Source organism: Candidatus Binatia bacterium (assembly GCA_026415395.1).
Classification (GTDB): Bacteria; Desulfobacterota; Binatia; order HRBIN30; family HRBIN30; genus HRBIN30.
Genome location: JAOAHD010000016.1, coordinates 158,891 through 179,757, shown reverse-complemented (window position 1 = coordinate 179,757; position 20,867 = coordinate 158,891). Strand labels below are relative to the sequence as shown.

Annotated in this window: 14 protein-coding genes and 1 tRNA gene; 9 read left to right on the top strand and 6 right to left on the bottom strand. The window is 61.2% G+C overall.

Annotated features, from left to right (window positions below; translation table 11 throughout):
• Positions 1-54: 54 nt before the first annotated feature.
• The 3 genes from N3C12_12430 to N3C12_12420 form a co-directional block, all read right to left on the bottom strand.
• Positions 55-1,107 carry a hypothetical protein gene (locus N3C12_12430; protein ID MCX8073239.1) on the bottom strand — a complete coding sequence of 351 codons (1,053 nt, stop codon included), beginning with the start codon at positions 1,105-1,107 and terminating at the stop codon, positions 55-57.
• Between the two features lie 158 nt (positions 1,108-1,265).
• Positions 1,266-2,513 carry a hypothetical protein gene (locus N3C12_12425; GenBank protein MCX8073238.1) on the bottom strand — a complete coding sequence of 416 codons (1,248 nt, stop codon included), beginning with the start codon at positions 2,511-2,513 and terminating at the stop codon, positions 1,266-1,268.
• A gap of 48 nt (positions 2,514-2,561) precedes the next feature.
• Positions 2,562-3,725: a hypothetical protein gene (locus N3C12_12420; GenBank protein ID MCX8073237.1), complete on the bottom strand. Its 1,164-nt coding sequence runs from the start codon at positions 3,723-3,725 to the stop codon at positions 2,562-2,564.
• A 343-nt stretch (positions 3,726-4,068) separates the two neighbouring features.
• Here N3C12_12420 and N3C12_12415 point away from each other — a divergent pair, with 343 nt between their 5' ends.
• The 3 genes from N3C12_12415 to N3C12_12405 all read left to right on the top strand — a co-directional run bounded on the left by N3C12_12415 (position 4,069) and on the right by N3C12_12405 (position 9,426).
• Positions 4,069-5,727 carry an FG-GAP-like repeat-containing protein gene (locus N3C12_12415; GenBank protein ID MCX8073236.1) on the top strand — a complete coding sequence of 553 codons (1,659 nt, stop codon included), beginning with the start codon at positions 4,069-4,071 and terminating at the stop codon, positions 5,725-5,727.
• A gap of 124 nt (positions 5,728-5,851) precedes the next feature.
• The gene (locus N3C12_12410; GenBank protein MCX8073235.1) at positions 5,852-7,585 is read left to right on the top strand and encodes an ABC transporter ATP-binding protein/permease; all 1,734 of its coding nucleotides are present in this window, start codon (positions 5,852-5,854) and stop codon (positions 7,583-7,585) included.
• The gene (locus N3C12_12405; GenBank protein ID MCX8073234.1) at positions 7,582-9,426 is read left to right on the top strand and encodes an ABC transporter ATP-binding protein/permease; all 1,845 of its coding nucleotides are present in this window, start codon (positions 7,582-7,584) and stop codon (positions 9,424-9,426) included. Before N3C12_12410 ends, N3C12_12405 begins: the two co-directional genes overlap by 4 nt.
• Here N3C12_12405 and N3C12_12400 read toward each other — a convergent pair.
• Both N3C12_12400 and N3C12_12395 read right to left on the bottom strand, forming a co-directional pair.
• Entirely contained in the window at positions 9,354-11,180 is a 1,827-nt protein-coding gene (locus N3C12_12400; GenBank protein ID MCX8073233.1) for a hypothetical protein, read from the bottom strand. The two genes, N3C12_12405 and N3C12_12400, sit on opposite strands and share 73 nt — an antisense overlap.
• A complete protein-coding gene (locus tag N3C12_12395; protein MCX8073232.1) occupies positions 11,177-11,938 on the bottom strand; it encodes an ABC transporter ATP-binding protein in 762 nt (253 codons plus the stop codon). Before N3C12_12395 ends, N3C12_12400 begins: the two co-directional genes overlap by 4 nt.
• Before the next feature lie 182 nt (positions 11,939-12,120).
• Between N3C12_12395 and N3C12_12390 the strand changes: the two genes are divergently transcribed.
• From N3C12_12390 to N3C12_12365, 6 genes are all read left to right on the top strand, one after another.
• Positions 12,121-13,443 carry a hypothetical protein gene (locus N3C12_12390; protein ID MCX8073231.1) on the top strand — a complete coding sequence of 441 codons (1,323 nt, stop codon included), beginning with the start codon at positions 12,121-12,123 and terminating at the stop codon, positions 13,441-13,443.
• 80 nt (positions 13,444-13,523) lie between these two features.
• A tRNA-Met gene (locus N3C12_12385) sits at positions 13,524-13,597 on the top strand.
• Positions 13,598-13,649: 52 nt separating this feature from the next.
• Positions 13,650-14,906 carry a putative sulfate/molybdate transporter gene (locus N3C12_12380; GenBank protein ID MCX8073230.1) on the top strand — a complete coding sequence of 419 codons (1,257 nt, stop codon included), beginning with the start codon at positions 13,650-13,652 and terminating at the stop codon, positions 14,904-14,906.
• A gap of 287 nt (positions 14,907-15,193) precedes the next feature.
• Positions 15,194-17,089, top strand: coding sequence for a hypothetical protein (locus tag N3C12_12375; protein ID MCX8073229.1), 1,896 nt, complete (start codon positions 15,194-15,196; stop codon positions 17,087-17,089).
• A 24-nt stretch (positions 17,090-17,113) separates the two neighbouring features.
• Complete coding sequence (locus N3C12_12370; GenBank protein ID MCX8073228.1) at positions 17,114-18,580, top strand: lipase maturation factor family protein; 1,467 nt, start codon at positions 17,114-17,116, stop codon at positions 18,578-18,580.
• Between the two features lie 170 nt (positions 18,581-18,750).
• On the top strand, positions 18,751-19,950 hold the full coding sequence (locus N3C12_12365) for an LLM class flavin-dependent oxidoreductase (protein ID MCX8073227.1): 1,200 nt from the start codon (positions 18,751-18,753) through the stop codon (positions 19,948-19,950).
• A 104-nt stretch (positions 19,951-20,054) separates the two neighbouring features.
• Here the strand turns inward: N3C12_12365 and recO are convergent, their stop codons facing one another.
• Entirely contained in the window at positions 20,055-20,819 is a 765-nt protein-coding gene (recO, locus tag N3C12_12360; GenBank protein ID MCX8073226.1) for a DNA repair protein RecO, read from the bottom strand.
• Between the last annotated feature and the right edge of the window lie 48 nt (positions 20,820-20,867).

Genomic DNA, 20,867 nt, shown 5'->3' with positions numbered 1-20,867 from the left:
GTGCATTTTCAGGGCTTTTCTCCACCAATCGGTTCGCGAGGCGAGCAGTACGGATTAGAACGAAGTCGGCAGCACGATCACATCGCCTTGAAGGGCTCCGCCGATAAAGTGGGGGGTGATTGTCGCGGTGCGGTTGCCACTCACGGACTCGGTCCCAAGCAAGATCACGCCCACTCCGTGTTGGACGGACCGTGTCGGCACCGGTCGCACTCGGGTTTGCCCAGCGATCGTGCCTTGAGTTGCGAAGTGGAACACTGAGCGCGTTGGATCGGAAGGGCTATCGATCGACGGGAGTGGTAAGTCAGCAAAGCAGGTGACCGTTAGACTGGCAGAGAGGCGCTGTTCGAACTCGTTGAATGTTTCAAAGAGAAGATTCGTAGTCGTCGGGACTGCTCGATTGAAATCAGCGCTGCAAGGGACAAAGGTGACGCGCGTGTCGACCGGGCTTCCGGTGATTGGGTCCGGCGCTTGCGCGTAGAAGTGATTGAACATCAGGATCCGAGGGCAGGCGCTGTATTCGCGATCATCCAGGGCGAGAATGTTGTCGCGGTTGTTGGTGCCAATACCCCGGAAGGTAAAAGCGGGGTACTTCTCCTGAGCGCCGGTCGACCGGTTCACAATTGTGGCCTCGCCAATGAGTGCGTTGCGCGAGCTCGGTATTTCTCCTTCGTCGATCACCACACAGCGGAGCTCGCCAAGAAATCCCTCCGCCAGCGGCGGTACGAGTCCAGGATGGAGGTCGGCCGGGCGTCCGTCCGACGGCTGCGGGCCAAGGCCCATGCTGGCAACCCAGAAGCTGGGTTGCTGCCGGGTCAGTGCAATTTGAAAGTCAACGGTTTGCCAAAGCGGCTGGCCGGTTGCCGGATCAGGGGCGCCATTGACGTAGATGCAGAGGAGCGACACTCGCACGCCAGTTGTGTTGGTGAGCTGGATGATCGTGTCCCGATCCGCATCGCGGACGACCTTCGGGAACCACACGAGGGCACCTGGCTGATTTGTTCCCATCTCGCTGTGCACGGGGAGGCTCGTGAGAGAAGCAGCAGCTACCAACAGGCTTACAATCCATTTCTTCATCGGGATCGACGCACGGCACTGGGAGTTTCGCATAGCTCGCTCCTAACGCATTTCTCACCGTCATCGAAGTAGCTTGGGTGCTTTCTGCGGCGGTGAGTCCTGGTAGGTCGAGGCAGTTGGCTCCTAGAAAAGTAAAAGGGCAGAAGCGTTGTGCTTCTGCCCTCCGAAACTTCCCGATCAAGTGGGATAGCCTAGTCGTTCGGGCTCAAGATGATCAAGTCAGAGCGATCACGGCTGCCGGTAAAGTGAACGTTCTCAGCACTGGTGTTGACGCGGGGGGCTGCCCCATCCGAAATCGTGAGGAAACGTTCTGCCACGACCATGATGCCGTTGGCACGCTCGCTTCCTTGCACAGAACGGATGCGTGTCTGCCCGCTGAGTGTGCCTTGCACGCCAGCGCTAAAAATCGAGAACTGATTGTCCGCCGTACCGGGCCGCGTGTCGATATCCGACAACTGGACCTCACGGAAGCAGGTAAAGCGGGTGGAGCTCGAGAACCGTTGCTCGAACTCGTTGAAAATTAGGAATTGTAAGGTTGCTCCCCCGAGGTTGTTTTCCTGCAGCAGAAAGTCCTCGCTGCAGGGGACAACGGTGATGTCCGTGGCGGCCGTCTGGGTAACTCCCTGATTACCACCGGAGAAATGGGATGGAATGGATGCACCATCGAAGAAATGGTTGAGGATCCACACATTGGGACAGCCATCGTATTCTGCTCCGGGTCCGCCGAGGATGAGGGTATCGTTGTTGTCGTTCGCCGTCGTCGACTTCAGGGTGATCGCGTTGTACTTCCGGGCATCGATGTCCGCTGGCGCGCCGCTCGACGCGGAAACGATGGTCGCGTGGCCTGCGAGGTCTCCAGCAGCATTGTTGGCCGGGTTCAGCCCGGGGGTGGGCCGGAAGTCGTCCGGGTTCACCTGCACACACTTGAGTTCACCGATGAACGGATCCTCAGGCACGGGAGGAATCGAAGAGTCGGCGTTGGTTTGGCCTCCGGGCCCCTGGGTGCCCCCAGTTAAAGGAAAAGTTGTCAAGCCGTCGGCAGCATTGAAAGAAATCGGCTGCCGTTTGGTTAGCCGGAAACGGAAATCGGTTTCGGTCCAGCTTTCGAGACAGCGGCCACCAGTTGGGCAGCGTTGACTGGCTGTCTCCGGCGTGCACGCCACCGTCGGCGCGTTGCTGCAATGCCCAGTGGCGTTTACCCAGTAGCAACGGGCAGCGATAATCGAGTTCGAAGTGTTAGTGATTTGAATTTCCGTGTCCGTCGGCCTCCCGAACAGCACGCCGCTTGTGTCCACAACCACTTTGGGGAAAACCAAAATCGCGCCTGACGAATCGGATCCCACCGTTGCGTTGGCCGAGCCCGCGCCCCAAACAGTTGCCGCTCCGAGGGCCAAAACCCACAGCGCCCTAGCGAGTTTCGTTAGCGTCATGGTGCTCATCACGTCGTCTCCTTTCCTCACCACCAGCAGATGGCCCTGCATGACGTGCTACTCGACCGGAACCGAGATAACGTCAGTCGCATTCGGTGCGGGCAGCGGGTCGTCATTCTCGCCTTGGGTTGCGCCGTCATAACGGTTTCCTTGCACGTAGGGATTGTACGCTGCCATGGCCGTCGCTCCCGTCGATGTTACCCGCATCTCCTCTGCTACCATCAACACACCGCCCTGACCCGGAACTGGCCGGAAACGCGTGTGCCGGGTCGTGGAGCCGCCGAGAGCTCCCGGAGTGAATGCCGCCGAGAGTTGCCCTAAGGGGGCGGTAAGCCAGCAAGTCACCGAGAAACTCCCACTCAGTCGCGCTTCGAACTCATCCCACGTCAGGAACTGTAACGTCACGGTTGTTTGCCGGCCCGCTTCAAAGTCCTGCGTGCAAGGAACCACCGTGAGCATGGTATTCACGGGGCAATTGTTTCCGGCACACAGGCCCAAACCGCCGAGAGAGGTCGCCGAAGATAGAGAAAGCTGCGCCGCGCCATGAGCGAAGTGGTTCAAGATCGTGGTGTCCGGGCAGGCGGCATATTCGCCACCCCAATTGGCGTCCGTCAGAGTGAGTTCGAGATCAGGGCCCGGAAGATTGGCCGTGTTGGCCGGCAGTGCGATGGCGTTGTACGTGCTCACATCCCCGTCGTCTCGTTGAATCGTCGCTTCGCCCTTGAGGCGGTTTCCAGGCCAGGGTTGGCCCGTTTCATCCACTTGCACGCACTTAAGCTCCCCAGTGAAACCCTGCGGAACCGGGGGGATCAACCCTGGGTCGAACCCGGCCCCGTAAACTCCAAACGGACTCGTATGATCCACTCGCCGCCCAGCACTGGCTACCCACATCGTCGGTTGCTGGCGCGTGAGGACAAGTTCGAAATCCGTCACCGTCCAGAGCGGGGGATTGCTCGGCCCGACAGGCTGATTGGGATTGGCCGGAGCGCCATTGACGTAAAAGCAATGGACGAACGCCAAGCTGTTGCCGGTGTTACTAAGTTGGATAATTGTGTCCCGCGTGCCGTCCCACACAACCTTAGGATACACGACCACGGAACCGCTGATTTCGCTCGTCACGCTGCGAACTTCTTGGCTCATTCCAACGTTGGACCAAAGAAGCACGCCGAGAGCGGAGGCTCCCAACGTCCCCAAGCCCCAAAACCGCTTCTTCACTCGCATCCGCTTTCTCCTTTCTTCGCCGGAAGAGAGCTGGCTGCAGTGCCGGATTAGCGACAAACGCCAAGTGTTCTGCACGCCATTAGAAGGAACCCCGTTCCGGCACCAACGAGCCACACTATGAAAGCCCCGCCCAAATACTGCAACCCCCAAACCTTGTCAAGCTGAAAAGCCGAACCTGAGCAGCCGAAGAGCTAGCAAAAACGCGTTTTGCCACACGCTTGACCCCCCTCAGGCTGTTTGGTAGAAGCGCAGCCACTTTAACTGCAAATGATTTAGCCCCAGCCACGTAACCATGAGCCGCTAAGGAGGGGGCGGCGACCCCGGGGGAACGAGGAGTAGGTAGATGAGGAAAGCGGAATGGTTGTTGATTGTGACATTAGTGTGGCCGGCCGCGACCGTGTTGAGCGGGTGCCCTGCAAAAAAGCCCCCGGCTACGCAGGAGGCGGTGCGTGTCTCCGGCAAGGTGCCGCGCTACACGCCGGCTCGCACTGGCCTGCCGACCTCAAAGATCTGGAAGAGCCAAATTGCATTTGGCGACATAAATAACGACGGCTTTGCCGACTTAGGCGCGGTATCACGCTTAGCCGACGGCCCTTGGATTTGGGCTGGCGATGGGAAGGGTAATTGGCAGGATGCGTCTGCGGGTTTGCCGCGCGAGTCGTTCTGCGGGGGCGGGATGGACTTCGGCGATGTGAACCGTGACGGCAAGATGGATGTCGCCATTGCCGACCATTGCAAGGGAGTGTTCGTATTCCTGGGCGACGGCACCGGTCGGTGGACCTCGGCCTCCGCAGGCTTGCCAACGATTGGCTGTGAGGACGTGGCGTTGGGCGACTTCAACAAGGACGGGTGCCTCGACCTCGTAACCGTTGCGGCTTCCGAAGAAGGGGTGCGGGCATTTACCGGCAATTGCAAAGGAGTCTGGCGAGAAAGCTCCACAGGGCTGGCGCACAGCGAGTGGGGCAACTCGGTCTTGATGAGTGACATGAACGGTGACGGTAACCTTGACGTCGTCGCTGCTTACTCTGCCGGCCCCCGGGTGTGGCTGGGAGATGGTCGCGGTAATTGGCAAGAAGCTTCGGCAGGCATGCCGGCTCCGGAAGTCCATGGGCTGTACTGGGGTGTCGCCGTAGGGGACATCAATGGCGACGGTCGTCCGGACGTTGTCGCCACAGATCAATCGCGTGGTCCGGTGGTATTCCTGCAAACGGAAGCCGGTGGCTATGTGGCAACTGACTCTCGGCAATGTGTGGGAGGAGCCAACGATGGCCTTTATTGCTCCTCGTCTGCCGACTGTCCGGGCGGTTCATGTGCGACGCACGTGTGTAAGGGCGTTTGTGTGAAAGGTACCCGTGGTTCTTCCTGTTTTACCGACGATGATTGCATCGACCCTTCGCCCCCACGCCCCGGACGCGAACCGGAAGAGCCGAAGTGTGATCTCCCAAAGAACGTGGGGCAGCAATGCAACGCGGAAGGGAACCCAGCTCAGTGCGTACCCGGCGTTTGCGCTCCGGTGCAGAACGGACATGGCTTGCCGTTGATGAACGCTTTGGGTGTCGCTGTCGGTGACCTCAACAACGACGGGAAGGCAGATTTGGTCGTGGCTGGGAAGACGAATACCCGTGAAATCGGTGGTGTGTACGGAGTGTTCGCTTTCTTAGGCGACGGGAAAGGGAATTTTACCATGCTTCCCGAATCGGCCGGGCTTCCCCATGATGGCCGCGAGCGCACCTGGGGGGTCGGCCTAGCGGACATCGATCGTGACGGCGTTCTCGACATTGGTGTAGCCTTTGGCGACGTCCTTCCACCCACATTCCGGTCTGGCGACCTGGCCCCGAAGCCAGCAAAGAAGCCTAAGGAGCGTGGTTGGTTGGGCCGCTTGTTTGGCGGCGGCGAAAAGGATCAGGGTAAAAGTGGGGCAGCCACGGCAGCCGAAGCCCCGAAACCGCCCGAGCGTGGCTACTTTGGTTCCATCGAAGTGTGGCGCGGCTCGCTCCAATAGGGCGCAGATCCTCGAAGCAGCTGGGGCGAGGGCTTTCAGACTCGGTCTGAAAGCCCTCGGCTTTTGTGGGCCTGGTGCGCACTGCCGTTGCACGGCAGTTGGCGTGTGAGAAGATGCAGGGGCCATGAGCCGATTGTGGGGATACTTGCGTCGCTATCGTGGCCGCTATGCGGCGGGCGCCCTTGCCCTATTGCTCACTGCAACAATGGCGATGGCGATTCCGTACCTGCTCAAGCGTGCGGTGGACTCTGCCGCATTGGGTCACGGAGCGCAAGTTGTGCAGTTCGCGTTGCTGGTTGTGGTCATTGCGATCGCACAAGCTGTGGCCCGCACGTTTTCGCGGGCGCTGATCTTCAATGTGGGGCGTGATGTCGAGTACGACCTCCGCAACGATCTCTTTGCTCATCTCCTGCGCTTGCCCGTGTCTTACTATCGTCGCAATCCGACAGGGGATGTCATGTCGCGCCTGGTGAACGACGTTACAGCCGTACGGATGGTTCTCGGTCCCGGTGTGCTGAACCTGATCAACACGCCGCTGTACTACGCGTACGGTCTTGCCATCATGTGCCAGCTCGACGCGTGGCTGACGGTACTGGCACTCTCACCATACCCGGTATTGCTGGGGGTGGTGAAGTTCTTGAGCCGCCGATTGATGGAGGGAACTCTCCGCGTTCAAGAGGGTTTGGCCGGACTTGCCGCACTCGTACAAGAGAATGTGAGCGGCGCCCACATCGTGCGTGCGCACGCCGCGGAGGAAATCGAGATCGAGCGCTTCCGCAAAGCCAACGACAGCTTTCAATCGGTCAGTGTGGAACTTGCGCGCATTCGCGGACGCCTCTTCCCGCTGATGCGGCTAGCCTCCGGAGCGGGATCGTTGGTGGTTCTCTGGTATGGGGGGTACCTGGTGATCCGCAACCAGCTCACGGTGGGGGATCTGGTTGCCTTTCTGGGTTACTTGAACCTGCTGGCTTGGCCAACGATGGCCCTGGGCTGGATTCTCTCAGTTTTCCAGCGCGGGCGGGCGGCGATGCGCCGTTTGGAAGAAATTCTGTCCCTCGAGCCGACGATTGCCGAAGCGCCACGCCCCATCTCGCCTCGGGAGGTCCGCGGGGAAGTGGAATTTCGTAACGTCACGTTTGCCTACCCTGGGCGAGAGCGCACCCCGGCGCTGCGCGAGCTAAACCTGCGGATCCCGGCGCGGGCCCTCGTTGCTATCGTGGGGCGAACGGGTGCAGGCAAAACGACGCTCGCTGCCCTAGTGCCGCGCCTCTGGGACCCAATCTCAGGCACCGTGCACATCGATGGGCACGACCTGCGGTCGTGGCCGCTTTCGACGCTGCGCCGAACCGTTTGCGTCGTCCCGCAGGATCCGTTTTTGTTCTCTGCAACCCTGCGGGAGAACATTGCGTTTGCGGCGGAGCACGCGAGCGACGACGAGATTTGGCGGGCGGTGCGTTTGGCCGGGCTCGAGCAGGATCTCGAGCGGTTGCCGCGCGGCCTGGACACAATGGTCGGTGAGCGCGGCGTGCTGCTTTCCGGTGGACAGAAGCAGCGCGTGACCCTGGCGCGGGCGCTGCTTTCACCGGCGCCGATTGTGGTGTTGGACGATCCTCTTTCGAGTGTCGACGCTGAGACCGAGCGGCGCATCCTGGAAGGGTTGCTGCCTGTGTTGCGCGAGCGGACGACAATCTTGATCTCGCACCGCCTCTCAACGGTGCGATACGCGGACACCATCGTTGTGTTGGAGCGCGGGCGCGTAGTGGAAGTGGGTCGTCACGACCAGCTCCTCATGCGGGGCGGCACCTACGCGGCATTGTTCCGCCAACAAGAGCTCGAAGAGGCAATTGCCGCACTATGAAAACAGATTCTTGGCTGTCGCGTTGGCGCGCAGGCAAAGACGGTGGCGCGGGCGAGGATGGGACATATGATGTCCGCCTGTTGTTGCGCCTGTGGCAGTTTATCCGCCCGTACCGCTGGTGGTTCACTGGCGCGATGATCACGTTGCCTCTCGCCACGGTCTTTTCGTTGCTGCAGCCATATCTGCTCAAGCTCAGCATCGACCGCTACGTGCTTGCTGGAGCAAGTGCCGGGCTGATGTCCATGGGCCTCGTCTATTTAGGGGCGCTGCTGGCCGAGTCGCTCTTCCTATATCTGGAGTACTATCTCACGATGGTGTTGGCGCAGCGCAGCTTGGGAGATTTGCGCCTGCGACTCTTCGCCCATTTGCAGGAGCTGGATATTGGCTATTTCGAGCGCAACCCGGTGGGTCGGGTGGTGACCCGACTGACGACCGACATCGACGTGATCAACGAGATGTTCTCCGCTGGCGTGATGACGTTAGTGACGGATTTTCTCACCCTCCTCGGCATCGTGGCGATCTTAATTTGGATCGATTGGCGCCTGGCGTTGGTGAGTCTCGCGGTGGTGCCTGTGTTGGTCGTAATTGTCGATTTTTTCCGCGTTCGCGCGCGTCGCAGCTACCGTTTGATCCGGGAACGCGTCGCACGCCTCAACGCCTACTTGCAGGAGGCAGTCACGGGGATGGCGCTGATTCAGCTTTTCGCACGCGAGAATAAGGCTTGGGCGGACTTTGACGAACGGAACCGCGCCCACCGCGACGCCAACCACTGGGCAAACATTTATGAGGCGGCGCTCTTCTCGCTCATCGAAGCCGTGGCTAGCATCTCCTTTGCTGCCATCGTTTGGTATGGCGGTGGCGAGGTCATCCAAGGGGCCTTGGCTTTTGGAACGTTGGTGGCGTTCATCGAATACGTTCAAAGATTCTTTGCTCCGATTCGCGATTTTTCCAGCAAGTATGCGGTGATGCAGTCGGCGATGTCCGCTGCGGAGCGGATTTTCGAACTCCTCGACACACCGACTCGACAGCCGCAGACTGGCCAGACAATCGTCCCGGTTCGAAAACAAGGGCAGGTCGAATTCCAGAATGTGTGGTTCGCTTACCGCGACGACCAATGGGTACTGCGGCAAATCTCGTTTGCTGTTCGCCCTGGGGAGCGCGTGGCGCTGGTCGGCGCCACTGGATCCGGCAAGAGCACCGTGGTGAAGCTGCTCCAGCGGTTCTACGATGTCGGGCGCGGTGCAGTGTTGGTTGACGGGGTCGATGTGCGCCATTGGGATGTGCATGCACTGCGGAAGCATGTGGGGGTAGTCAGCCAAGACGTCTTCCTGTTCTCCGGCACTGTGGCGGAAAATATTGCCCTGGGCCGCGCTGATCTTTCGCGCGAGCAAATTGAGCGAGTTGCCCGCACGGTGCATGTGGACACGTTTGTCCGCCAGCTCCCCCGTGGTTACGACGAACCCGTGGGCGAGCGCGGCGCAAATCTGTCGCTGGGCCAACGGCAACTGCTGGCCTACGCTCGTGCCCTGGCGCAGGACCCTGGTGTTCTCGTGCTCGACGAAGCCACTTCGGCCATCGACCCCCAAACCGAAGCGCTCGTGGAGGATGCCGTCGAAACCGTCACCCGCGGGCGCACGGTGATTGTTATTGCCCATCGCTTAGCGACGGTAGAACGCGCGGACCGTATAATCGTTTTGCACCGCGGGGAAATTCGTGAACAGGGCACCCATGCAGAACTTCTCAGGCAGGGTGGACTGTATGCGCACCTCTATGAGCTCCAGCGCGCCACAGCCTTGCTCGATCCGTCACTGTGTGCAGCCGGGGCTGGTTCCGGACGATAGAGACCGGGCACTCCCGCCCCGTCTCCCTGCGGTCGAGTGCTGAACTCGTCGATTGCGCGTAGCCCCCGTCGAATGGCCTCGCTCACTGCGGCCACGATGACTCCGCCGGATGCAGCCAAGGAGCCGATGACAGTCGCCCACTGGGTGCGATCGAGTGGCGTGTCTTGTAGGTAGCTGAAGAACAGCACATACGTCGGCCAAGCCTGCAAGACGACAACAGCCCCGACAACGCTCATGCACAGAATCATGGAAATTAAGGCGCCCACACTGGTGGCGATTTTGTTGGCTTGGTCGGCTTCGAACCGAGGGTAGCGGGTGCCAGCAGCAAGGCTGATGGCGACAATGGCGACAATGAGGCCAGCCATGGTGGCCGGAGCAAGCCACCGCATGAACGGCAGCACGCGTAGGTAATGGTTGGTGACGATGATGAGCGTCTCGCCCAGTATCAGAAGTGGGATCAGAGCTACCCAAAACTTGCTCCACCACAGTTGCCGCAAGTCGATTGGGGCGGTCTGCGCAATCCACAAGGCACGGCCCTCCAAGCTGATTGCCGGGAATACGAAGCGCTGGGCGATAGAGGCCACTACAAAGCCCGCAAGCAGCAAATTGAGAAAAGAAATGACGTTGCGGAAGTAGAATGTTACGAGCGGCATGCTGCCGAGGGGCAACACGCGAAAGTTGTACAAGTAGACCACAACGAGCGCGAGCAAGAGGATCAGTTGCGACCACTGACTTGCGTCGCGGAAAAATGTCTTCGTGTCCTTTTGCACCCAGAGCCGAAAAATTCGCGGAAGCCAGGCAGTGAGCCCGCTGAGGCCCCGAGCCGCAAGGCGCTGCCCCGAGAGACGCGCTTTGCGGCCCTCTTGCGACTTGCTGTAGCCGGAGAGGAACAGCGCTGCCGTGAGGTGCCCCGCTCCCCACCAGCTCGCCGCCGCACTGCCAACGAGAACAGCGGTCCACCAGCCGAGGTGTGCCGATTCCTGCAAGGCAAGCCCGTGGACAATTTCCGCTGCCCAGGTGCTGGGGAGCCACGTGGCTGTGGGCGTGCGCATGGCCACGAGAAACTGCGCAAAGTCGGCAAACTGCTCGGGCTGTACGAGCCGCTCTGGCTCGAGAAACCGCAATGCCATGTACAGCACCGCGCCGGCAACAATGGCCGCGAGCACCAGGAAGTCCCGCGCCTGGCGAGCGGGGAAGACGTTAACGAGGATCGCGGTGATCACGACCCCCAGGGCTGCGGGCACGATGGAGAACGGCACCAGGGTGAGCGGGGCGAATAAATAGAACACAGGATGGGCTTCGTGGGCCAGCCCGTACGCGAAAAAAGCGGGTAGAGCGAAGAGCACCACCATCCAGGACGACTCGGTAATCGTTTCGAAAAAGCGAGCATGGAAAAGCTTGCGGATGGGCACGGGGGCGGCGACGAGGAGCTCCATTTCCGCCGATAAGAAGAAGGTGGAGAGTGCAACGATGATGTTGGAAAACAGCAGCACGGAGAGAAATGTGAGCAACACCATGCCGAGCAGCTTGTAGGTGAGAATGGGTCCAAACTCGGGCACGGTGAGAAAGTAGGTGAGCACCCGGTAAAAAAACACGAAGACGCCCGTTCCGAGTCCGCCCGCGAGCAAGAGCAAAAACACCCGCTGCCAACGAGTGGTAACAGGAGCACGGCGGACGCGGTTCCTGGCTGCGAGCCAGCGGGGGCGGAGCAAGTCGCGGAGGCGAACACCCGAAGGCGAGTCCTGATTGCTCATGCGCGCGCCCGTAATGGTACGTCGCTTCCGCGTTCGGCTGTTGTGAGCCGCAAGAAAATGGCTTCCAGGTCCGCTCCCGAAGGTGAGCCCGCCAAGCGCTGGAGTTCGGAAAGTGTGCCAAGGGCGATCAGCCGTCCTTGATCGATGATGCCAATCCGATCGGCAATCTCTTCCGCCACATCGAGGCTATGTGTGGAGAAAAACACCGTTGCGCCCCGTCGGGCAAGGTGGCGAACCAATCGTTTCAGCAGCAAGGCGCCACGGGGGTCGAGGCCCACCATCGGCTCATCGAGGACGAGAATTTGCGGGTCGTGAATCAGCGCTGCGGCAAGCGCGAGCCGTTGCTTCATTCCATGGGAGTAGCTCTCCGTCAGTTCGTCCGCCCAGGGCGCTAAGTCGAATTGTTCGAGTAACTGTTGCCTCCGGACCGCTGCCTCGTGTTCTTCGACGCCATAGAGCCCAGCGACAAAGTCGAGAAACTCCGCTCCGGTCAGCTTGTCGTAGAGAAACGGCCGGTCGGGAACAAAACCGCACAGGCGCTTGGCCGCCTCCGGTGCGTCAGCGAGGTCGTACCCGCCCAACCGCACGCTGCCTGCCGTCGGACGCAATAAGCCCATCATCATTTTGATAGTCGTGGTTTTCCCGGCGCCGTTCGGGCCGAGGCAGGCAAACACTTCTCCTGGGTGGACCACCAGGCTCAGGTTCTGCACCGCCGTGACCGCCCCAAATGTCTTGTTCAACTGGATCAGCTCGATCATGAGTGACGATCGTGGGCGACAGTTTCCGTGCACGCAAGAGGAATCTGCAGCGTGCTCAGATCCGCTCATCCAAGGGGATCCTCCACCGTACAAGGTATGGCTTGACAGTGGAAGCCAAAAAGCGGTAGCGAGAGGGCTCCGTTCGCGCCGCTTGGCGCAGCATCTCAGGTGAAGGAGGAGGCATGGATCGAGGAGCACGATGGTTGATCGGCGTCGCCTTGCTGTGGACGCTCTCGGGGAGCAGTTCTGTGCTGGCGCAAACTTGCGGCAATGGAATCGTAGAGCCGCCGGAAGAATGTGACGACGGTGGCATGTGCGTGGGGAGCGACAATGCGGGAGCCGCTTGTAATTCGGACGGCCAGTGCTCGAACGGGAGCTGCCGGGCGTTCGGTGGCGACGGCTGTGCGGCAAACTGCACGACTGAACGCGATGTGCGCTTCGATTTGGTGCCCGGCGTGACATCCGGGAGCGGCTTGGGCTCGTCGCTACAGGCCGGCACTAGCGGAATTGTGGCGGAGGCGGCTGCAATCGCGGGGTTGACGGTGGCCATCCCCATGCAAGGGAGCCTCACGCTCACGCTGGGCAAAGAGCGCGATGGGATCATTCCGGTTGTGGTGAAGGAGACTGCGGTGAACGTTCCAGCGATCGAGATCTCCTTACTTGGCTTCGGCGGTTGTGGTTGCGTGAAAGGTGCGGCCGCAAAAACCTGTGGAGGTACTTATTTGGAGCCCGACGGGTCCCTCTCTCCGGACTGTACGCAAGACGCAAGCGTGTGTACGGGGAGGAAACCATGCACTTTTCTTCATGGACCTGGAAACACCTTGTCCGGGATTATTGGGTGTAGCGGTCTCGATGACACAGACTTTGAGTTTGTGGTTGATGCGGGAGGCGAGCTTGGCAACTCACTGCCCCCACAAATCACATTCTCAGGTCAAGGCCCGGCAGGGGCAGCCCGTTTCCTTGCAACTATCGGGCTCGATATCCGGTTAGCTCCGGGATCGACCACGGCTTGCACCGGAACAGGTCCAGCCTACGGTCCCGATGGCGTCTTTTGCACACCGGATGATGATCCTGATGTCAGCATCGCGGCTACCAACCCTGCGGTTTCGGGTACGGCTAGGGCCCGCGTGGTCAATCTTCCCGATGGGACGGACTTTGGGCCCATCTCCGGTACGGGTGCTCCCTTCTCGTGTGCCAAACTCGCGGCTGACAATCCAGGTGGTGCTCACCTCGTATCTGCATTTGCGATTGCACAACTGGACCCGCTGGGTTCCGTGGGTGTGACGATCAACCTGGTGGGCCAAGAAAGTGGAGCCGCTCCATCCTGTGCTGGTGACTGTGGGGGCGACGGTGAGGTCACTGTGGACGAGATCGTGCGGTTGGTGAACATTGCGCTGGGGGCTGCGGCGGTGGATCAATGCACTGCGGGTGACACGAACGGTGACGGCGAGATCACCATTGACGAGATCGTTGCCGCGGTGAACAAAGCCCTTGGCGGCTGCTGAGCTTTGTGCAGCGGAGTTGCCGCGCAATGGGGCGCTCGCTAGGATGCGCCGCCGTTGCGCGGCAATTCTTTTTTGGTGGTGGCGGCGTAGCTCAGCTGGTTAGAGCGAGGGTCTCATAATCCCTAGGTCACTGGTTCGACTCCAGTCGCCGCCACTTCTGGACCCCGCCCCCGCTTCGCGATAGCGAAATCATCGAGAGCTTTCTCATGAGCTGGCGGTGGGTCAGGCACGCGTGGAAAGACGGAGAAGCGGCGATGAACCTCCCGCGGGGCAAGGCGCCCGCTGCGGGGTTCGTGGAAGATGAAGGCTGGCGCGGAGAGTCGGCGCGTGTGCTTCTGAACCGCCACGAACTAGCAGGAGCCTTCGGTGATTTAGGGACCGATCTCCCGCTGCTCTTGGGGATGATTCTGGCAGCCGGCCTACACGCGAGCAGCGTGCTGATCGTGTTTGGCTGTCTGCAAATTGTCACCGGGCTTTGGTATCGCCTGCCGATGCCTGTGCAGCCACTCAAAGCAATGGCAGCCATTGTCATTGCCCAGGGGGTGACGCCCGGTGTTCTGTACGGCGGCGGATTGGCTGTGGGTTGCCTGATGTTGATCTTGGCGGTTACGGGTAGCCTCGATGCGCTCGTCCGGTGGCTGCCCAAAAGTGTCGTGCGCGGTGTGCAGCTCGGTGTGGGATTGCAGCTTGCCACAGTGGCGTTGACGAAATTCGTGCAGGCGGATGGGCGCGTGGGCTATGCACTTGCCGCAGCGGCCTTCGTCCTAGTGTTGGCGCTGATCGGCAACCGTCGCGTCCCCGCCGCGTTGCCGGTGGTTGTGCTCGGCGCGCTGTATGCTGCAATGTTCGGCCCCGAGCGGGTAACGTTGCTGCGAGGTTTTGGCTTGGTGCTGCCTGAGCCGCGAGCGGTGAGTGTGGCTGACATTGTGGCCGGAGCCTTCCTGCTCGCTTTACCGCAATTGCCGTTGAGCATAGCGAATTCGGTGGTGGCAACCCGGCAGCTTGTCGAAGATTTGTTCCCGGAGCGGCGGCTGACAGCGCGGCAGATCGGGTTCACTTATGCGCTGATGAATCTTGTGGCGCCTTGGCTCGGCGGCGTTCCAGTGTGTCACGGTTCCGGTGGCCTTGCCGGTCATTATGCCTTCGGAGGGCGCACCGGTGGTTCCGTCGTCCTGTACGGGGCAGTGTTCCTGTTTGCCGGACTCCTCTGGGGGGTGGGTTTCGAGCAATTGGCGCGGTCTTTCCCTCTGCCGGTGCTGGGCATCCTGTTGCTGTTCGAGGCTTTGGCACTGATGAGCCGCATTGGTGACGTGGCGGGGGACCTGCCCTCGTTGTTCACTACCCTGCTCGTCGGCGTGCTGTGTTCGAGTCTGCCTTATGGCTACGTGCTCGGAATGATCGTTGGCACCGCCGTCACTCGCCTCGGCTGGCATGACACTTGGGTCCAAAGTTCGCATCGCTAGCGACGGTCTCGCCGAGGAGGGTGTTGCTGGCCGTGGTTGTTCACGAGCAATAGCTGCCGCGCTGGCGGAACCGGTGGGGACATAAGCCGCCAGCGCGCCACGGAGAAAGGTGGCGCGATTAGGCAGGACACCATGCGATATGCGCTGGGCGTAAAGGCAACTCGTCAGGCGTCTTCAGCCAAGGATTCGGGGCGAGTTCGGCGCCGGCGGTACGTCAACATTGTGTCCGTGCTGATTCTGTCTTTCGTGAATTGCCTCGTGTCGCTGCGGGTTGTATGAGCCAATCTATGAGATCCGGTCGCGGCTCGGCATGGATTTTGGCCTTTGGGTGGCTGTTCTCGGGCCTCCTGCTCAGTGCCAGTGCCGGGTTGGCGGCTTCGCGCCAAGTGGGTTCCGCCGTGTGCGGCAATGGCACCGTGGAGGAAGGGGAAGAGTGCGACGACGGGGGCATTTGCATCGGCGGCCCGAAGGCGGGCGAACCGTGCACGAGCGAGGAAATGTGTGAAGCGGGGGGTGTTTGCGTGGGCGGAGCGCGGCAGGGCGTTCAGTGCAATGCGCATGTGGACTGTCCTTTCGGTCGCTGCGTGCGCTGTCGGCCGTTTGGCGGCGACCACTGTGCCGCCAACTGCACGAAAGAGACAGATGTTGTAACGAACTTCGTTCCCGGCCTGGTGAAAGGCAACGAGTTGGTTCCGGGCACGAGCGGAATCATCGTGAACAGCGGGTTTTTGAACCTCGCCATTGCTGTCCGCGGCTTTCAAACTTGGAGCATTGGGAAAGCGCGCGACGGCCAGATCCCCGTGGCCGTACGTGCAAGCTCGGTGGATTTTCCGCGCGTATCCGTGGCGGGCTTGGTTTGTGGCTGTGCCCGCGGGATCGCTGCGAAAACCTGTGGTGGCACATTGTTCGAGGCTGATGGGGTCACGCTGTCCCGTGATTGCACGCCCGTGCTTACAGCCGGGGATGCAGAATGTGTGGGCCGATTCCCATGCACGTTCGTGAACGGGCCAGGGAACTCTGCTGCTGGAGCCGTGGGTTGTGGGGGGATCGAAGCAGTGAACATCAGTGTCGCGCGCGATTGCGGTGCACCGGAGAGCGTGCCTCCGAACCCGCCCGAATTGGTGATCCATGGAGCCAATGGTCCAGGCTCCGCCGTGCTCACCTCGAGCACATTGATCACTGCCATCATCGGGTCGTGCACGGGTTCGGACCCAGCAATGGGCCCAGACGGGGAATTTTGCACTGACGACGATGATTGGCTCGCCTCACCGCGGCTGCAATTCACGCTTCCAGCGACGACTGCTGCTGCCTCGGCAGTCATTCACAATGCGAGTAACCAAGCCGGCATCGACCTCGGACCCGTATCGGCTCAAGGGGCACCGTTCGACTGCCAGACGTTGGAGCAAGGCTTGGCGCAAGGCGCCACTTTGGCCGGAGTGTTGGCGGCGTGCGACCAAAACCCATTGGGCGATCTCTTGGCTCGTTCGATGTTGGCGTTTGGGGAACCGAGAGCGACGCCCACGCCGGAGCCGACGGGGCCGACGCCTACCCCCACTCCCACGCCGCTCTTGATTCGGGGAGACCGGCGCAACCCACAGCGTCCGGCAGGTTGCCAGGTGGCGTGGCGGGTAATGGGTAGCGACCCGATGCTCGACCGCTACGGGATGGCGGCCAATCGCGTGCGCTGCACAGATGGCGACCCCGGTTGCGACTTTGCCGTAGATCGTCCCGGCTTGTGCGAGTTCTTGGCGCAGGTTTGCCTCAACGTTGTCGATCCAATCTTTTCGAGTTGTCGGCCGAACGGGGTGCAATCGGTGGAAATAATGCGGCCGGACCCTCGCAAGACGAAGCTTGAGGCAACGCGGGAAGTTTTGGCGGCAGACCGCTTTGCCTTGCAATCGGCACTTCAGCACTTGCGCGATCCGGCGCGCCCCGGTGCGGGGTTCGTGTTCCGGCCGCCGTTGCAGCCGTCGCGAATCAATTTGTGCAGCGCGCCCTTTCCGGTACAAGTGCTCGTGGGTGGTATGCGCCGGGCAACAGTGACGCTGGCCGTACGGAGCGAGGACTTTTCGTTCCCGAGCCGCGTGGAGTTGTCTTCGCTGAAGCTGACTTGCGAACGCAAACCCTTGCGGACCGATCAGCCAACCAGCGCCGGCTTAGGAACGACGGCAAACACTCGGTAGCTTGACCTTGGAATGCCGCGGGCGATGCGGGTACCCAGCGGCACGACCACGGTGTTCGTGCGGAGAGCGTTCGTGGCGGCCCTGGCCGCCATCTACCTGGTGGCGTTCGTCTCGTTGGCGAGCCAGATTGACTGGCTCATTGGTTCCCAAGGTCTCCTACCCGCTGCCACATGGCTCGGCGAGCAACGAGGCGGCGTCTCGTTTTGGCAAGCCCCGAGCATTTTTTGGTTAGGGGCTTCTGATCCCGCATTACGGCTCGCTGCCGTGAGCGGTGCAGCGCTTTCGCTGGCATTGCTGTTGGGCGTGTACCCGCGGTTCTGCCTGCTCGCGTTGTGGGCGCTCTATCTATCTTTCGTTTCCGTCGGGCAGACGTTTTTCGCCTTTCAATGGGATAACCTTCTGCTCGAAACCACCTTGCTTGCCTGTTTCGTGGCGCCCTGGAGCCGAGCTGGTTTTGGGCGCGCCCCGCACCCGGCCGCTGTCTTCCTGCTGCAGTGGCTGCTTGTGCGCCTGCACGTGGAGTCCGGGTTGGCGAAACTTCTGTCGGGTGACCCGAGCTGGCGCAACCTCACAGCGCTGATCACGTATTACGAAACTGCCCCGTTACCGACGAGCCTTGGTTGGGTTGCGCATCAGTTGCCGCCGGTCGCTCACCGGCTGTCGGCCTTGGGCACACTCGTGATCGAGATCCTCCTGCCGTGGGGAATCTGGGCCCCGCGTTCGCTCCGTCGCGTGGCGATTGGGTGCCTGGCCCTTCTCCAGGTGCTCGTGCTTGCGACAGCGAATTACGGCTTCTTCAATTACCTCACGCTGGCTCTTTGCCTGTGGGGGCTCGACGACGAGGACGTGCGCCAGCTCAGCCGCTGGTGCGGGGCGAATCTCCCCGGGCGGGCTCAATGGCAGCAACAAAACCAACGGCCGCGGGCGAGAGCGCCGTGGGTTTGGCTTATGGCTGGCCTCTGGGCGCTGGTCTCCCTGGTGCCGTTTTCACCCTTCGTTCCGCCGCTGCGAGGTGCCTTCCCGCGGCTGCAAGGGTGGCTGGCAACATGGCGCGCAGCGAACGCGTACCATTTATTCGCGTCGATGACATACGTTCGTTACGAGCCGGTGATCGAAGGCTCGGACGATACCCTCACCTGGTTGCCGTACGAGTTTCGTTACAAGCCAGGGGACGTGTTTCGCCCGCCGTCCTGGGTGGCGCCACACCAGCCACGGGTGGACTTTCAGTTGTGGTTCCTGTTGCTGCGTGGGCGCGCTCCGCGCGACCGGTACTTTCACAACCTCGTTGTGCGTTTGTTGACAAATCCGCAAGCGCTGGAGGGCCTCTTTGCTCGCGATCCCTTCCTGGGCCGCCCGCCGCACTGGTTGCGCTTGGTCGTGTACCGGTACCGTTTCACGGACTGGGCAACGGTTTGGAAAACAGGCGCGTGGTGGCAACGCGAGTGGATCGCCACGTACGGCCCGGTGACTGCACGTGACGTGTCGCAGTGAAGGACGGCTGCTGGGTATGGGCCGTCGTTTCGGCGAAGGTGCCGCAGCTCTGGCCGACCGCCCCCATCCTAAGCTTGTGCACGGCCCTGCGGATGGGCATTACTTGCCGTAACACCGACCAGGGCGTACAACGCACTTGAGCCTGGGCTTTCTTAGTAAGGAGAGTGTGCATGAACGACGGGTACCTGAGATTTGGGATCTTCTTGGCGCCGTTTCATCCGGTGGGCCAGAACCCGACCTTGGCGTTGCAGCGCGATTTCGAGCTGATCGAGTGGCTCGACCGCCTCGGGTATGACGAAGCGTGGATCGGCGAGCACCACTCTGCGGGCTACGAGATCATCGCCTGTCCGGAGGTATTTATCGCCGCCGCTGCGGAACGGACTCGGCGGATTAAGCTGGGCACCGGAGTTGTTTCGTTGCCGTACCACCACCCGCTGATGGTGGCCGATCGCATCATGCAGCTCGACCACCAGACACGCGGGCGTGTCATGTTCGGGGTCGGACCGGGTGCCTTGCCTTCGGACGCGTTCATGATGGGCATCGAAGTCGAGCGGCAGCGAGATATGATGGATGAGGCGTTGGCTGCGTTGGTGCCACTCCTGCGCGGCGAAACGGTGACCATGGAGACCGACTGGTTCAAACTTCGAGATGCCCGGTTGCAGCTTGCACCCTTCACGAAGCCTCACATTGAGATCGCCGTTGCCTCGCAGGTGTCCCCGGCGGGTGCCCGTGCTGCAGGGAAGTACGGCCTGAGCCTGCTCTCCCTCGGCGCCACGACCACGGGTGGTTTCAATGCCTTGGCGTCCAATTGGGAAATTTGTGAGAGTAAGGCGCGGGAATATGGCCAGCGGGTGTCGCGGAGCAATTGGCGGCTCGTAGGCCCTATGCATATTGCCGAGACCCGCGATCGCGCCCGCGAAAACGTCAAATTTGGCCTCAAAGCGTGGCTCGACTACTTTCGCGAAGTGGCAGCCTTGCCGCTTGCCCCCGAGGGGCCGATCGATGACGCGGTCGACGCTATGATTGCCTCGGGGCTCGCCGTCATTGGCACACCGGAGGACGCGATTGCGCAAATTTACCGGTTAAAGGAACAATCCGGAGGGTTTGGCTGCTTTCTGCAAATGGCGCATGAGTGGGCGGACCGCGAGGCTACGTTGCGGAGCTACGAGCTGTTCGCGCGCTACGTCATGCCCGAGTTTCAGGGGGCATTGGCGCCGCCGAGGGCCTCGCGCGATTGGGCAGCCGCCAACCGAACGACATTCATTGGCGCTGCGGTGCAAGCCATCATGAGCCAGATCGCTCGGCACGCTGAAGAACAGCAACGACAGCAAGCATCGAGCGAAACCGCGTCCCGAAAAACGGGAACGTGAAAGGCTCGGCCCCCCAGTAGAGGGAGCGACGGCAGCCCACCGAGATCGGGACGAGAGTCGGCACGGTGCCCGCTTGCGCGGGCCATGAAGTGAGCGCACGCCGCTTACGAGTGCGCGAGCTGGTGGAGCACACGCAACGAGCGCAGTGGCCGTCGTAAGTGCGGCGCGAGCAAACCCGAAAGCGCGAGGGCAGCATCGCTTTGGATGCGTGCCTCCCACTGCAAGGTTTGGGCTGCACCTAACGGCAGAAGCTTGAGGTTTTCCAGTATCGACAAGGTTTGGCCGGAGAGCCGGACGAGCGTGGGGTTCTCCGGTCCTGGCGAGCATTGGACACATAGTGCCGAGCTGTGCTGGAGATCGAGGATCGCGTCGGCAGCATCCCTCAGCGGCCGGCGACAACGCCCGCAGAAGGATAGTTGCGGGCTATAGCCAGCATGATGCAGGAGCTGCATTTCGAATGCCCGAAGGAACGGGCTCGTTGCTGGGCCAGCCAGGAGGAGCTCTAAGGCTTGATCGAGCAACTGGAACATTTCGGGAACGCCGTGCGCTTCTTCCGTAAGGCTATCGACTAGCTCGACGAGGTACTGGCCGTAGGCGAGTCGGGGCAATTCCCCATAGGCGGTGGCAGGCCGACGCAGGTCGCACCGTTCAAGGAAAACCAGCCCAGGGCCGGGCCGGGGGCGATAGTGCATTCGGACCCGCGCGAGCGGGTCCAAACAATTCGGAAACCGTCGCCGCGAATTCTTGGCTCCCTTAGCGATACCGGTGAATTTACCCGCGGCGTCGGTCAGGAACGTGACAATCTTATCCGACTCGCCATACGCGCGGACGCGGAGAATAATTGCTTCGTGGGCAACGCTGGTCGCCACGTCGGCTTACGGAAACACGGGATCGTTTGCTTGACAAGGTGGAGGCGC

Bases quoted from the DNA above. Each gene is read 5' to 3' on its own strand.
- N3C12_12430 (MCX8073239.1), bottom strand. From the start codon at position 1,107: ATGCGAAACTCCCAGTGCCGTGCGTCGATCCCGATGAAGAAATGGATT.
- N3C12_12425 (MCX8073238.1), bottom strand. From the start codon at position 2,513: ATGAGCACCATGACGCTAACGAAACTCGCTAGGGCGCTGTGGGTTTTG.
- N3C12_12420 (MCX8073237.1), bottom strand. From the start codon at position 3,725: ATGCGAGTGAAGAAGCGGTTTTGGGGCTTGGGGACGTTGGGAGCCTCC.
- N3C12_12415 (MCX8073236.1), top strand. From the start codon at position 4,069: ATGAGGAAAGCGGAATGGTTGTTGATTGTGACATTAGTGTGGCCGGCC.
- N3C12_12410 (MCX8073235.1), top strand. From the start codon at position 5,852: ATGAGCCGATTGTGGGGATACTTGCGTCGCTATCGTGGCCGCTATGCG.
- N3C12_12405 (MCX8073234.1), top strand. From the start codon at position 7,582: ATGAAAACAGATTCTTGGCTGTCGCGTTGGCGCGCAGGCAAAGACGGT.
- N3C12_12400 (MCX8073233.1), bottom strand. From the start codon at position 11,180: ATGAGCAATCAGGACTCGCCTTCGGGTGTTCGCCTCCGCGACTTGCTC.
- N3C12_12395 (MCX8073232.1), bottom strand. From the start codon at position 11,938: ATGATCGAGCTGATCCAGTTGAACAAGACATTTGGGGCGGTCACGGCG.
- N3C12_12390 (MCX8073231.1), top strand. From the start codon at position 12,121: ATGGATCGAGGAGCACGATGGTTGATCGGCGTCGCCTTGCTGTGGACG.
- N3C12_12380 (MCX8073230.1), top strand. From the start codon at position 13,650: ATGAGCTGGCGGTGGGTCAGGCACGCGTGGAAAGACGGAGAAGCGGCG.
- N3C12_12375 (MCX8073229.1), top strand. From the start codon at position 15,194: ATGAGATCCGGTCGCGGCTCGGCATGGATTTTGGCCTTTGGGTGGCTG.
- N3C12_12370 (MCX8073228.1), top strand. From the start codon at position 17,114: ATGCGGGTACCCAGCGGCACGACCACGGTGTTCGTGCGGAGAGCGTTC.
- N3C12_12365 (MCX8073227.1), top strand. From the start codon at position 18,751: ATGAACGACGGGTACCTGAGATTTGGGATCTTCTTGGCGCCGTTTCAT.